Raw genomic sequence first — 12,643 nt, 5'->3', positions numbered from 1 at the left:
ATGGCAGCGAAGCTAGGGGTGATTGGCCTGGGCCTGGCACTGGCCGGTTGTTCCTCCATGGCCACCACGGGCACCGGCAGCACCGGGCCAGCCAAAACGAGCGGTTCGTTGGATAACGGGGTCTACCTGATCAACTGCTCCGAGGTGGCGCAGCCCGAGCATCGGGTAGAGCTGGACGCCATCGACGCCGCCATGGAAGACCGCCAATACTACGCGGCCCTGGCCAGGCTGGAAGGGCTGTCGTTCGACACCCAGGCCCATTGGTTGCGCTGGGCTCAGTTACTGGGGCAGGTAGACCAGCTGGACTATTCCGAGGAAGTGTTCCGTGCCATCGTAGCCGAATGCAATTCCTACCAGGCGTTGCATGGGCTGGGTGTGGTGCAAGCAAAAAAAGACAACAATCTGGAAGCCATTGACCTGCTGACTCAAGCCAAATCCAAGGCCCCGGCCAATGCCGATATCCGTAACGACCTGGGCTACGCCTTGATGCGGGCAGGCCGGTATGACCGCGCCGCCTTTGAACTGCGCACCGCCTATGAGCTTTCTCGGGGCAGGGCATCCACCCGGCAGAACCTGATTGCAGCTTATTACCTGAACGGTGGCCATGCGGCGGTTAAACAGTTGCAGCAGCAAATCGGCCTGACCGAAGAACAAATTGCCGCAGGCAAACGTCAGGCGAGCCAATTAGCTGGTCTTTCGTTTGAGCAACAATCGGATTCCAAGGTTTCCCGGATGCTTGAAGCCCAATCGGAACAGCCTGCCAGGGGCGGGGAGTTGAGCGAACCGGTGGTTATACAGACCCTGGAGCGGCTGAAAGAGTCTTTCCAGCAACCGATACCGCAACGCATAGGTGAGTCTACCCGCGATGAATAAGAGCCGGCAGCAGGGCGTACTGATCTTTGCAACACCGTTGCTACTGGCGTTGGTGTTCATCTTCGTGACCCTGCTGATTGACGGCTCACGACTGCTGATGATGCAGTCTCAAATGCAGTCTGTTGTGAACTCCGCAGCCACCGCTGCAGCCGATGAAGCCCAGGCCTGTGGTGGCACAAACGTTACCTGGAATGCCATGCAGCAGCGCGCCCTGCTGGCGGCGCAAGCGGCAGGCTTTGACGGCGAGGCGAGCGATCTGGAAATTCTCCCCGGTGTGCTCCGCCCCGGCGAAACCGCCACCAGCCCCATGCGCTTCGCCAGCCGAAACCCGACCACCGAAATGGCCCAGACCAACGCCACGCTGGTGCGCTATACCCGCACCGAGCCCGTTTCTTTCCTGCTGCCGCAGATGCTGTTCCCACCCATCACCATTTCCGCCGATGCCGTTGCCCGCAAAGAGGTCTACGCCACCCTGAGTGCTGCCGGTTCAACCGCCACGGTGGAGGATGGTCTGCTGGGTATGTTGATTGGCAGCGTGCTGGGTATGCCCGGTTATAGTCTGGATGCAACGGCATTGAACAGCCTTGAGAATACCTTGATCGGCGTCGGGGATCTGTTGGCCGCTCTTGGTGTGGATGATCTGACCGATCTGGTTGACGAGCCGCTGCTGGATGTGCTGGATGCCGTGGTCACGCTCGCTGGGGGAACAGCCAATCCGGCTGGCCGAGTGGTGGATGACCTGACTGGTGCTATTGGTCTCAGCGGCCTGAACGCATCGGCAATCTTTGAAGTATTGGCAGAGCCCCCACCTCCGCGGCAGACGACCGTTCCGGTCTACGATTTCGTGATCAGTTTGGTTATGAACAGCGTTCGAGCTTCAAATCAGGCTGGCAGTGGTTTGCTGTCGCTGGACCTGGATGCCTCCGATTCAGCGCTGCTGAACAGTCTTGTAGGTTCCGAAAGCCTGCTTGCGGATGTGGATGTGACATTGGGGTTGTGGGTGGATGAGCCGCCAAAAATTGTTATCGGCCCGGCCCGGAAAAACGCTGATGGCGAGTGGATGACGAAGTTGTCAGCAGCCGATATTGGCCTGGATACCCGGATTGAGGTAGATCTTAGTTCCGGTCTGATTGGCACGGTAACCACCTTGTTGAATGTGCTGTCGCTTGGATCGCTAGACGTTAATCTGTTGACGGATGATGACGGCGGCATTCGGATTCCCCTTGTTGTCAAAGTCGGCGGTGGTGAGGCCTTTTTTGAGGGTGCGGATTGTGCCAAGGGGGACAGCAACACCACCCGTTTCGATTTTCGGGTAGAAGGAGGGGCAGTTAGTGCTCAGTCCGGTACGCTGGACCCGGCAAACGGACAAACTGTGCCAGAGCCGATATATGCGCCAATATTGGGTGTAGAAGCGAAGTTTCTGGGAGTGGTTACACTGGTGGATATGGAAGTCTGTCTCAGCGCCGATGCAGATGTGGATATAGGCTCCAGTGCCACTGATGAAACCTTGGAAACCTACAACCTCTACTGTCCCGGTGGCGTGTGTGAAACCGGAGAGATTTCATCCACGGGTGGCCTCGACAGTGTGAATGCAGAGGTAACCAACATATCCTTGCTGAATTGCAGTGGCTCGACCTCCAGCAATGAGCAGAACATTATCAATGAGCTCACCAGTGGTATTGTTAGCCCGCTCACAACCCTCCTTTCTGCGGTGCTTGAGGAAGTCGTCACCAGCCTCGTCTCCCCACTGCTCTCCGCCCTGGGCGCAGATCTCGGCGGTATGCACTTGCGGGTACTGGGCGCCGAACAAACTGGCTCCCAGCTGGTGGAGAATGTAGTCTTTGAAGAATAAACCCCAGCAACCAAAGAGCTACAGCGATGTTTGAGGGCACGGCCTGGCCAGCGCGGTTACTGCAACCAGAGACAATTCTGGTTGCTTTGCTGGGCCTTCTACTCGTTGCCATCACCCTCTGGCACCTCCACACCCGCAACCGCTCTCAGCGGCAAGAGCATCAGCTTGCCAACGAAAAGGAAGACGCCCAGCGCCGGCTGCGCTCCTCCATGTCAGACACCCGGGCCATGCTGGACCAGGGGTCTGCGGTGATCATGGTGTTCGATCGCATCACGCTAACGCTCCTGTTCGCCAACCGACACGCCCTGGATCTGTTCGGCTGCGACTCCGTTGAAGAGCTGTCTGACAAGGTGCTGATGCGCCCGGATGCCTGGCAAACCACGCCATACTCACTGCTGGACTTTGAAAGCTGGATCAGCCAGCTCAAGACTTCCGGATTCTTGCGCCAGGAATGGCTGTTCAGCACAGAGGGGCAACAAGGCATCTGGATGGACTGCTACATCAGCAATACCGTTTTCGAGGGCCGCCCGGCGCGAACCCTTAGCGCCAACAATATCCACGCCTATAAGATGAACCAGGCGGCGGACAAACTGCGCAATCGCATTCTTACCGGCATCAACAGCAGTGCGCCCATGGAAAACCTGGCCGACAGCCTGTGCAAGCTGGCGGAAATCCGCCTGCAAAATACCCGGTGCCTGATTACCCGTTACGACCAGCAGCGTGACACCCTCACACCGGTGGGCAACAGCGGGCTCGCCAAAGACTTCCGGGAAACATTGCCAGCCATTCCCGCTCGCTACGGCGGTACTTCCATTGGCACGGCCGCCTACACCCGCAATCGCACCGTGTGTGAATCCATCCTGGACGATCATCGATGGCAAGGCTACACCAAGGTGGTGGCAGATATGGGTTTGCGGGCGTCCTGGTCTGAGCCCGTGGTCGGCCAAAAAGATCAGTTGCTGGGCGTAGTTACCATATTCAGCCAGCAACCCAGCAACCCGAACGAACAGCAACTGGAAGACCTGGCCTCCATCGTGTCGCTCACCGGCCTGGCCATCGAGCGCAAGCAGTGGCAGAGAACTCTGGAAGCTGCGGCATCCAGCGAACGCTTTATTCGTCAGCTCGGGGTGGATCTGGTTAACCTGCCCAGCGGCGAAGAGTTCGAGCCCAATCTTCGGTACCTGCTGCACCGCATCGTCACCCAGTACGAACTCGGTGCCTTATCCCTGTGGGAGCGCAACGAAGATGATCAGGATTTTTCGTGCCTGGCCACGGTGCAACAGAATACGTCAGCCTCCGGGGCTTCGGAGCCCCGCAACAACTCGGCGCAACCGATTCCCATGACCATCGTGGGAGAAATGCTGGCCGACACCGCAGCCGAATACCTGACACCCCAAGACGCCATCTATAACCGGGTTCGGTTGACCGACGAGCCAAAGCCGATCCTCCTGACGGCTCTGACAGACGAGCTCAACGACATCGGTTTTATCGGATTCCTGGCGGTGCAGTCCCGCTATATGTACATCCCCCAGGCCACCATTGATCACCTGCAGGTGATCGGCTCCATGGTGCGCACCGTGTTGCTCAATCGCCGCCTGGTGCTCTCCATGGCCAGCGATATGGAAAGTGAGCAGCGGGCACGGAAAAAGCTGGAAGGCGAGCTCTCGGTGGCACGCTCCATCCAGATGTCCATGGTGCCGGGCGGTGGCCAATTGCGGGAGCAGTATCGCAACTGGACCATCGAAGCCTGGCTGCAACCGGCCCGGGCCGTGGGCGGGGACTTATATGAGCTTATCCGCCTGCCCAGTGGCAAACTGCTGATTGCGGTAGGCGATGTCTCGGATAAAGGCGCCCCGGCGGCTCTGTTTATGGCTCGTACCGTCAGCCTGCTGAACTACCTGGCCCGCTCCATGGATGGCGACCTGGAGGGCATGGCCCATGCCCTCAACAATGAATTGTGCCGGGCAAACGACGCCTGCATGTTCGTCACCATGGTGCTGGGGGTGCTGGAGCTCAGTTCCGGCGAAGTGCAATGGCTGAACGCCGGCCACAATGCCCCCATGTTTGTGGATGGTAAATCCACACCCAAACTCATGGAGGGGAACCCTTCGGCACCTTTTGGCGTGTATGAAGATGTGGACTACACGGTTGAGAGTGCCAGAATACAGCCGGATCAGAGTATTACCCTGTACAGCGACGGTGTAACCGAGGCCTTTGACAGGGAAGGGCAGGAATTTGGCGAAGAACGTTTGCTGAACCTGGGCTACCGGGCTATAAACCAAAGCGAAGGGCTGCTTGACTACATGCGTGAGCAGCTGTTGTCTTTCGCCGGCGGCGCGCCCCAATCTGACGACATCACCTTACTGACAATCCAACATCATGGCACTATCCATCCAGTCCAACGAGACAGTAGCAAGCATCCTGCAAAGAGTTCGTGATCATTTTGGCGCTACCTGCCTTGATAACGACAGGGTGAACGACTGCTACACCATCATTGACGAGTTCCATGCCAACATCAAAGAGCATGTCGCAACAAAACTTGACACCTGTCAGTGGTTTCTTGAGGTAGTGTGTGAAGATGGAAAGGTGATGCTGGAGTTTGATTACCCCGGCCCTCGCTTTGATCCAACCAAAGCATCGCCGGTGGCCGATCAGCCTATTGAAACCCGGCCCGTTGGTGGCCTGGGTCTTGCGATAATGTCGCAGCTGAGTGATGAGATGAACTACTGTTATCAGAACGGCACTAACAAACTGACGGTAACACTTGATACCACCACTCCCAGGGAAGATGATTCATGTCTTTGACCATTGTCGAGCAGTACACCACGGATGAGGCCCTGAGTTTCGAGCTACAGGGCTCACTGGACAGCGACACCGCTCCCCAGCTGGATGAGCGCCTGGCCGATGCCATTACCTCAACCACCCGTGTCGTGGCGTTCAATATGGCGGGCGTTACCTTTATCAGCTCGGCCGGGCTGAGGGTGATCTTCAAAACCCTGAAGCTGATGAAATCCAGGAATGGCCAGATGAGCGTCAGCCAGATGAGCAAAGGGGTGAAAAAAGTCTTCGAAATTGTAAAACTTATGCCCGACCTCACCGTGTTCGCCAGCCAGGAAGAAATGGACGAATATCTGGAAGCCATCCAGCGGCGTGAAGAGCTGTAAAACGAGGAGACACTATGGCTATTGTTCTGGACGGAACAGTCGCAATTCAGAGGGACCAAAGCGGTGACGTTGCCAACGTGATCTGGTTTCTCTACGGTTTGCCTCCATCAGGCGGTGCACCCACCAACGCAGTTTTCCTTAACGAATCCTTCGGCAAGGAATCGCCCCAGATGGTGGCATTCGAGCTGGACGGCGAAGAATACGTTGTTTACGCCGACTGGCATTCGTCTGCCGATGTACATCAGGGCCACGAGATTAAAACTTTCTACAAGACTTACGGCTACATTCTCATCTCCTGCCTGCGGGACGATGTAGCCTCAGACAAAGGTCTGATACGCAGAGAGTGGATTACTCCAGTAAAGTATTATGAGGATTATGTGACAATGGTCAGCGAATTAGCCAAAGTAGGCTAATATAGTAAGCTGGGGACACAAAAGGGACGTATGTATTTACTGAGAGATTCAATGTAACTCAAATTGCTAGTTTGAGAACGTGGAGAACACCATGCGCCAGGAATACCAGAACGCCTACCTCGACGCCGTTCGAGCCATGGCCGAGAGCGGAATGACCGTACAGTTACTCAATGGCCGTGAGCTGAGAGCCCGCTCCGGCGAAGCTGAGGCGCACTCCTCTGAACGCTACATGTCCCGAGAATTCAGCCAGCAGGTCGCCGCGATTTGTCATGGTTCACTGGCTTTGTCTGAAATGAGTGCAGATCAATTAATCAAGCGCGATCAGGGCGAAACCAAAACCGCCACCACCACCCAGCGCGCCAAAACCACCTCCTAAACCAAATTGGGGTCAGACCCCCGGACATTTCACCTCATCAAATGTCCTGGGGTCTGACCCCAAATTGATTATTCCCGGTTATCCGCCGTGCATTCAGCCGAACCCGGGTTGCTGGAGCAGCGGATGTTGGCCATCAGCTTGAGCATGCGCGGGTCGTAGACAGACGGAGCGCGATTTACCCCATCCCTCATTTCCAGGCGGTTTTCCCGGAACATTTCCTGATAGCCCACAATGTCCTGATCGGGAATCTTGATCCACTTTTCATCCGGAATGGCCGCTTCCTGGCTTCTGATCAGGTTCATTACCTGCGGATACATGCCCCAGGCCGCTTCCCTGGCTTTCTGGGCCGTGTCGCTATCCACCACGCCTTCACGGGCAATCAGTTGTACGGTCAGCTGGGCCAGCGGGTAGTCCACCACGCCACCATCAGGCTCAATACCCTTGTACAATTCCAGGGCCTCATAGGCGAAGGCCGGCGCGTAGGCGGTGTCTACCGAGCCATTGTTGAACTTGCCGGCAAAGTTGGTGATGTCAGACGGCACCACCGTGGCCTTCACGTAGTTCACCATGTGGATGGCGTCTTTCTGGTAATCCAGGGTGGCCATCCTTTTGCCTGCCAGGGCGCCGGCGGTGTTGATGGAGCGGTCATTTACGAACAGGTAACCGGCGCCCACCGGGAAGATGCCCAGCACTTCATAGCCATCGCTCTTCATCAGGTCTGCCGCCCGGGGCTGGGCCAGGGTGGCCAGCAGGGTTTCCAGGTTGTCGTAGGTGGGCAAGGCACCCACGGCACTGATCGAGCCGGTGAACTTGTTGAACGGCCGGGTGCGCAGGTCCGTTGCCGCCACAGCATCACACTGGCCGGCGTTGAAATCGCCCACGGCCACGCCTTCATCGGTATAGGGCTTCAGTTGCAGGTTAACGCCGAGAGAACGCATCTCCAGGGCATAATCCTTCATCACGTTGAACACATCGCCGTTGGCACCGATCACATCAAACACACACACAGACACGTTGTTGGCTGAGGCCAGCGGCGCTGCACAGGTGAGTGCCAGGGCTCCGATAAACTTACGCATGGTTACTACTCCCGTTATACATTGTCTTTGTTTTCAGTCAGGGGCGACCTTAAAGAAGGTCGTCCAGATCCATTGTTTGGGTTGATCGGTTGGACGATACCGGCGACAGGCTGCCAAACGAATTGGACGGCGTGCGGTAGCCATAGTTGGCGGCCCAGTGTTTATCCGAGGAATGCAGCAACACCCGGTGCGCGACGCTGTCCAGCAACTGGTAGGCTGAAGACACCTCCATCTCAGATTCCGCATCGGCGGCTGCCCGGATGGCTTCTTCCAGCACATCCGGCCGGCCAAAGGTTTCCGCTGCCACCACTTCCAAAGCGCTGGCTACCCGGAAGCCCCGGTCGAAGCCCAGCTCCCGGCTGTGTTCCAGAACTTCCCAAGGGTCTGGCGACATCGGCGGGCGGGTGTCTGGCAACAACAGCCATACCAGGGCCCGAACCGCATTGGGCACACCGCCCCATTTTTCATTCTCGACACAGCGCACCGCCCGCTCTGCTTGCGGGGCAATGTTGCGCGGAATACCCGCCATGGCGCCGGAGTTGGCATCGTTCACAATGGCCTGCATGCCCGTTACCAGGCCCATCAGAAAGGTTAGTTCATCCTGGTCATCAAACAGGAACGGGCATTCCACCGGCTCGGCGCCGGGGTCAAATTTATAGGCGGCCATGGCCCGTTCAAACGCCAGAAGTCGCCGGTGGGCAATCTCCGCGTTCAGGCGCTTAACCTGTTCCCGGGCATCCCGCGCTTCGTTCACATTGCCCTCGTGGTTAGCGCGCAGGTAGGTGATCTCCGCCTCCATGGCGTTATATTCAGAGCAGTTTGCCGCCAGCAGCATCAGCAAAGAGCCGGTGGTGTCGGGCGGGGAGGTTACGCGGGAGAAAGAGTACACCAGCGGGTCCAGGGACAGCCCCAACGCGCAGGCCATCTCCGGGTCTTTCATCTCCAGTACATAGGGGGTGGCTTCGCCCTCCGCGTAATTGGAGAGCACAATGCCCGTGGTGGTGTACACCGGGTTGGCCGAGCAGCCGGCCAGGGTGATGGCGGCACCGGCAAGCAGAGCCTTCTTGCCAGCAGAGAATGCACCCAGCGCCTGGGCGCTGCGGTCACGTAAGCGATGGATCAAGGCCTTTGTCATGGGCTGCCTCTTGTTGTAATTGTTGGTTGTATTGGTCTGCTATCTTTTTTCTTACATGAAATTAATCGAATGGACTAATTCATGCTTAATTCATTTTGGCAAATTATGGACAAGTCCCGGGGCAAGATCAACGGCCCCGAGGGCGTTGTTTTCCTCGTTGGTGGCTGACAACAACCGGCTGGGTGTGTAGCTCTGCACGAATTCAACCGCATCTGAAGCGCTCAGGGGCGGGCACAGCCAGTAGCCCTGGCCGTAGTCGCAACCCAGGGTGCGCAAGGTTTTCCACTGGTCCCGGCACTCGATACCTTCCGCTGTTACTGTCAGCCCGGCGGCCTTGGCCTGGTCAATCATCTGCCCAACATGGCGGATGCCTGCAACCGTATCGAGTTTAGCGGTGTCTGCCCGGTCGATTTTCAGCTCGGCGACCGGCAAGGTGTTCAGGCGGTCATGGTTGTTAAATCCAGTGCAGAAATCATCCAGTGACACCTGAATGCCATGGCCGGAGAGAGCTTCGAGGGTTTGCGCGGCCGCGACAGGGTTATGGAAGGGGGCGGTTTCGGTCAGCTCAAACATCAGCTTGGGCCGGGGCGACTCAGCCAGCAGCCAGGTAACCGAGCGCAGAAAGTCTTCATCCTGAACGCTCATGGCAGACACATTCACCGAAATAGGGAAAGGGCTCCAGCAAAGGCGGGTAACGGCAGGCCAGGAGCGCCAGATCCGTAGGGTGCGCTCCAGCACATGCAAATCCAGCATCGGCGCCAGCCCGCTTTTCTCGGCCAGTGGCACAAACTGATCCGGCGCCTGCCGCCCGGACACCACCTGCGGCCACCGGGCCAGTACTTCAATGCCACCCAGCCGGCCATGGCTGAACGCCACCTTGGGCTGAAACACCAGATCAAAACCAACCGAACGAATAACATCCCGTACCTGGGCTGCGGAGCTATCCTTGCTGACCTTTGAAACAGCGCTTGCCGGCATGGCGACACCTTTTTGTTATCGAGCTATTATCGAATGAATTTACGTATCTTGACTCTACAGGTGCAGAAAGGGCCAAACCTATGGCGCAAATGGCAGGTTTTAGTGGCTCTTTGGTCAACCTTGGTCCTGATCTAGAGCCGCAATTCCTTATTCCATAAAAATCCACCAAAAAAGATGAAAAATCAGAAAGCATCGTATAGCATAATAAATGCGAACCAAAGCGGGGTTTCCGGCCCCAATCGTAGTCCTCCTCCGAGCGCTTTGGTTCGCTCAGTCTCGTAACGCTGCAAAGCTGTACTCCGTAAAGCGTGTTGCCGACCTGACCGAGACTGAAGTCGCTTGTTCTGTTTGCCCGCCACTGCCGCGGGCTTTTTTTATGGTTGAAGGGTCTGTCCCCGAACGGGGACTGACCCACCTTTGCCCGTCTGTTGCACCAAAAAAGAACCCATGGGCAAGGGTCTGTCCCCGCATGGGGACTGACCCCCATTTGCCCGTCCTTGCCCCCCAGCCAGAGCCCATGGGTTCCAAAATGGGTCAGTCCCCCTCCTGGAACAAACCCCTTGGCCCCCACACCGCTTGGAAATACCCCCCATTTAGTTCAAGATTGCGAATCAACAACCGACATTGCTAACAGTATGAAACTCAAGCACCTGACCTTGGAAAACTTCCGTGCCTGTGATCATCTCGATCTCGAGATAGGCAGTCGCCTCACCGTATTATTGGGCAACAACGGAAGCGGTAAAACCTCGGTGCTGGACGGCATCGCCATCGGCTTGGGTGCGGTCTTAACGCACTTGCCCTCCGTTTCCGGAATTACGTTCAAGGAAAATGGCGACATACGCCAATTCAACAACGTGGCAGCCCCGTACGTACGTGTGGCACTAACAACCGCCGAAGGGTTAGCCTGGGACCGAATAAAACGCCGAGATAAAAGCAAAGCGACCGCAAAGGCGACGCCTTCCCCTCTGGGACTAAAGAGTCTCGAGGCGTATCTCGATGAGGCGGTCATAGATAAAATGAACGCAGGTGAGCAATATCAGCTCCCTATGATGGCCTATTACGGTGTCAGCCGCGCCGTCTTGCAGGTACCTCTCAGGCGCAAGGGTTTCCCCAAGTCTCATACCCGTTTAGAGGCACTAAAACAGGCGCTTGAAGCTCAAAGCAGCTTCAAGTCAGCTTTCATCTGGTTTTACAACAAAGAAAACGAAGAGAACCGGCTGCAGCGGGAGAAGCGCAGTTTTGATGTAACCCTGAAAGAACTCGATGCGGTCAGAAGCGCAATAGGCTCAGTTTTTCCGGACATTAGTCACCCTCACATCCAAGTAAACCCGCTTAGGCTGGCAGTGACCATCAACGGTGAAACGCTGGATCTGATGCAGCTCAGCGATGGTTACAAAACCCTGCTGGGACTGGTGATTGATCTCAGTATGCGAATGGGGCTGGCCAATCCGCATCTGGAAAACCCGCTAACCGCGGAAGCCATCGTGATGATCGATGAAGTAGATCTTCACCTTCATCCGTCCTGGCAGCAAAGGGTCTTGGCCGACTTGTTGAGAACTTTCCCTAATACTCAGTTCGTCATGACCACCCACAGCCCGTTTGTAGTGGAAACCCTGAACAACCATCTAAAGCGGCATAAACTTGGGCCAGACTCCACTGGCGATAAAGACATTGACGGCCTGCTTCCGCTCTCATTGAGCGATGTGCGGGCCTACCGCATGGAAAACAGTGAAAAATACCCGCTGATTGATGACGAAACAGGGTTGGTGGATAACACTCTGTTGCCACATTTCAACCAGATAAACAGGTTGTATGACAGAATGCGAGACTTGGAGTGGAATCAAAAGGATGATTGATGCCAGCCCCTACCAGCATTGCGAATGCATGCGCATGGGCAACCAGTTTGCGGTTTGCAAATCAGAGCTCAGTCTTGAAGAAAAGGGCAAGAAAGTGACGCTAACCCCCAGGCGCGGCGAAGAGGCCAAAGCCATCGTGCTTGACGGGTGTGTGTTCACCGACAACAACATGAAATGTGATGCACTGTACCTGTTCAGTGGCAGCGGAAAGAAAGTCGCTGCGCTGGTGGAGCTCAAAGGTGCCGGCGACATCCGCCATGCTTTTGAGCAACTCGCATATACCCGAAAACATCGGCCAGAGTACCAGTTGTTGAAGGCAGCTTTGGAAAAATCCGCGCCAGGCCGTCTCCTCGAGAAAGCCTTTATTGTAACCAATGGCATGCTACCAAAGCCGGAAATAGAAAAACTAGAAAACGCCCACGGCATCAGAGTAAGCGCGGTATTGCAATCAGAACCCAGCAACAAAATTCCTGACCTGCGCGACTGGTTCTAAGGTGTCTGCCAGGGGGGCTGTCCCCGAACGGGGACCGACCCCCATTTGCCCGTCCCTGCCCCCAAACTAGAGCCCATGGGCAAGGGTCTGTCCCCGAATGGGGACTGACCCCCATTTGCCCGTCCTTGCCCCCAAACTAGAGCCCATGGCTCCAAAAAGGGTCAGTCCCCATTCGGGGACAGACCCCTAGGGTAAACACTTGTCCAAAATGTGACCAAGTTACTTGCATTCCGGAATATTTCACAAACTTTAACTCCCAAAACTGTCCACAAAATACTCAGTCAGCCTTTTTGTCACTTGCGTGTAACCCAGCATCCCGTAGAATCGTCACACTTCTGAAACACACCACAAACAACCTGACAAGGATCGCGTTAGGAACTTTCCTCCCGCTTTTTCGTTATATCCTTGTCTCAAGAAAACAAAATTC

The 12,643-nt window shown here is 56.2% G+C and carries 12 protein-coding genes; 9 read left to right on the top strand and 3 right to left on the bottom strand.

All coding sequences use genetic code 11. The annotated features are described in order from the left end of the window. From ACNSOI_RS12955 to ACNSOI_RS12925, 7 genes are all read left to right on the top strand, one after another. Entirely contained in the window at positions 1-873 is an 873-nt protein-coding gene (locus ACNSOI_RS12955) for a tetratricopeptide repeat protein (RefSeq protein ID WP_420194224.1), read from the top strand. Beyond that, entirely contained in the window at positions 866-2,725 is a 1,860-nt protein-coding gene (locus ACNSOI_RS12950; RefSeq protein WP_420194223.1) for a pilus assembly protein TadG-related protein, read from the top strand. Before ACNSOI_RS12955 ends, ACNSOI_RS12950 begins: the two co-directional genes overlap by 8 nt. Positions 2,726-2,751: 26 nt before the next feature. Next, a complete protein-coding gene (locus ACNSOI_RS12945; protein ID WP_420194222.1) occupies positions 2,752-5,163 on the top strand; it encodes a GAF domain-containing SpoIIE family protein phosphatase in 2,412 nt (803 codons plus the stop codon). Continuing rightward, positions 5,105-5,530 (top strand): ATP-binding protein, encoded by a 426-nt coding sequence (locus tag ACNSOI_RS12940; RefSeq protein WP_420194221.1) that lies wholly within the window; start codon positions 5,105-5,107, stop codon positions 5,528-5,530. Before ACNSOI_RS12945 ends, ACNSOI_RS12940 begins: the two co-directional genes overlap by 59 nt. Next, entirely contained in the window at positions 5,521-5,889 is a 369-nt protein-coding gene (locus ACNSOI_RS12935) for an STAS domain-containing protein (RefSeq protein ID WP_420194220.1), read from the top strand. The genes ACNSOI_RS12940 and ACNSOI_RS12935 overlap by 10 nt, the downstream gene beginning before the upstream one ends. A 14-nt stretch (positions 5,890-5,903) precedes the next feature. After that, positions 5,904-6,302 (top strand): hypothetical protein, encoded by a 399-nt coding sequence (locus ACNSOI_RS12930; RefSeq protein ID WP_420194219.1) that lies wholly within the window; start codon positions 5,904-5,906, stop codon positions 6,300-6,302. Between the two features lie 91 nt (positions 6,303-6,393). Further along, positions 6,394-6,678 carry a hypothetical protein gene (locus tag ACNSOI_RS12925; RefSeq protein ID WP_420194218.1) on the top strand — a complete coding sequence of 95 codons (285 nt, stop codon included), beginning with the start codon at positions 6,394-6,396 and terminating at the stop codon, positions 6,676-6,678. A gap of 68 nt (positions 6,679-6,746) precedes the next feature. On the opposite strand, the gene ACNSOI_RS12920 is transcribed toward ACNSOI_RS12925, so the two are convergent. The 3 genes from ACNSOI_RS12920 to ACNSOI_RS12910 all read right to left on the bottom strand — a co-directional run bounded on the left by ACNSOI_RS12920 (position 6,747) and on the right by ACNSOI_RS12910 (position 9,867). Continuing rightward, on the bottom strand, positions 6,747-7,754 hold the full coding sequence (locus ACNSOI_RS12920) for a putative solute-binding protein (protein WP_420194217.1): 1,008 nt from the start codon (positions 7,752-7,754) through the stop codon (positions 6,747-6,749). 49 nt (positions 7,755-7,803) lie between these two features. Next, positions 7,804-8,889 (bottom strand): hypothetical protein, encoded by a 1,086-nt coding sequence (locus ACNSOI_RS12915; RefSeq protein WP_420194216.1) that lies wholly within the window; start codon positions 8,887-8,889, stop codon positions 7,804-7,806. 90 nt (positions 8,890-8,979) lie between these two features. Beyond that, on the bottom strand, positions 8,980-9,867 hold the full coding sequence (locus ACNSOI_RS12910; protein WP_420194215.1) for an EAL domain-containing protein: 888 nt from the start codon (positions 9,865-9,867) through the stop codon (positions 8,980-8,982). Between the two features lie 560 nt (positions 9,868-10,427). On the opposite strand from ACNSOI_RS12910, the gene ACNSOI_RS12905 reads away from it, so the two are divergent. Both ACNSOI_RS12905 and ACNSOI_RS12900 read left to right on the top strand, forming a co-directional pair. Continuing rightward, complete coding sequence (locus ACNSOI_RS12905; RefSeq protein ID WP_420194214.1) at positions 10,428-11,723, top strand: AAA family ATPase; 1,296 nt, start codon at positions 10,428-10,430, stop codon at positions 11,721-11,723. Further along, on the top strand, positions 11,716-12,216 hold the full coding sequence (locus ACNSOI_RS12900; RefSeq protein ID WP_420194213.1) for a hypothetical protein: 501 nt from the start codon (positions 11,716-11,718) through the stop codon (positions 12,214-12,216). The genes ACNSOI_RS12905 and ACNSOI_RS12900 overlap by 8 nt, the downstream gene beginning before the upstream one ends. Positions 12,217-12,643 lie beyond the last annotated feature (427 nt).

Source organism: Marinobacter sp. GH_1, assembly GCF_048595985.1.
Taxonomy (GTDB): Bacteria; Pseudomonadota; Gammaproteobacteria; order Pseudomonadales; family Oleiphilaceae; genus Marinobacter; species Marinobacter shengliensis.
Note: the sequence above shows the minus strand (reverse complement) of the source record. Positions and strands in the feature narration are given on the sequence as shown.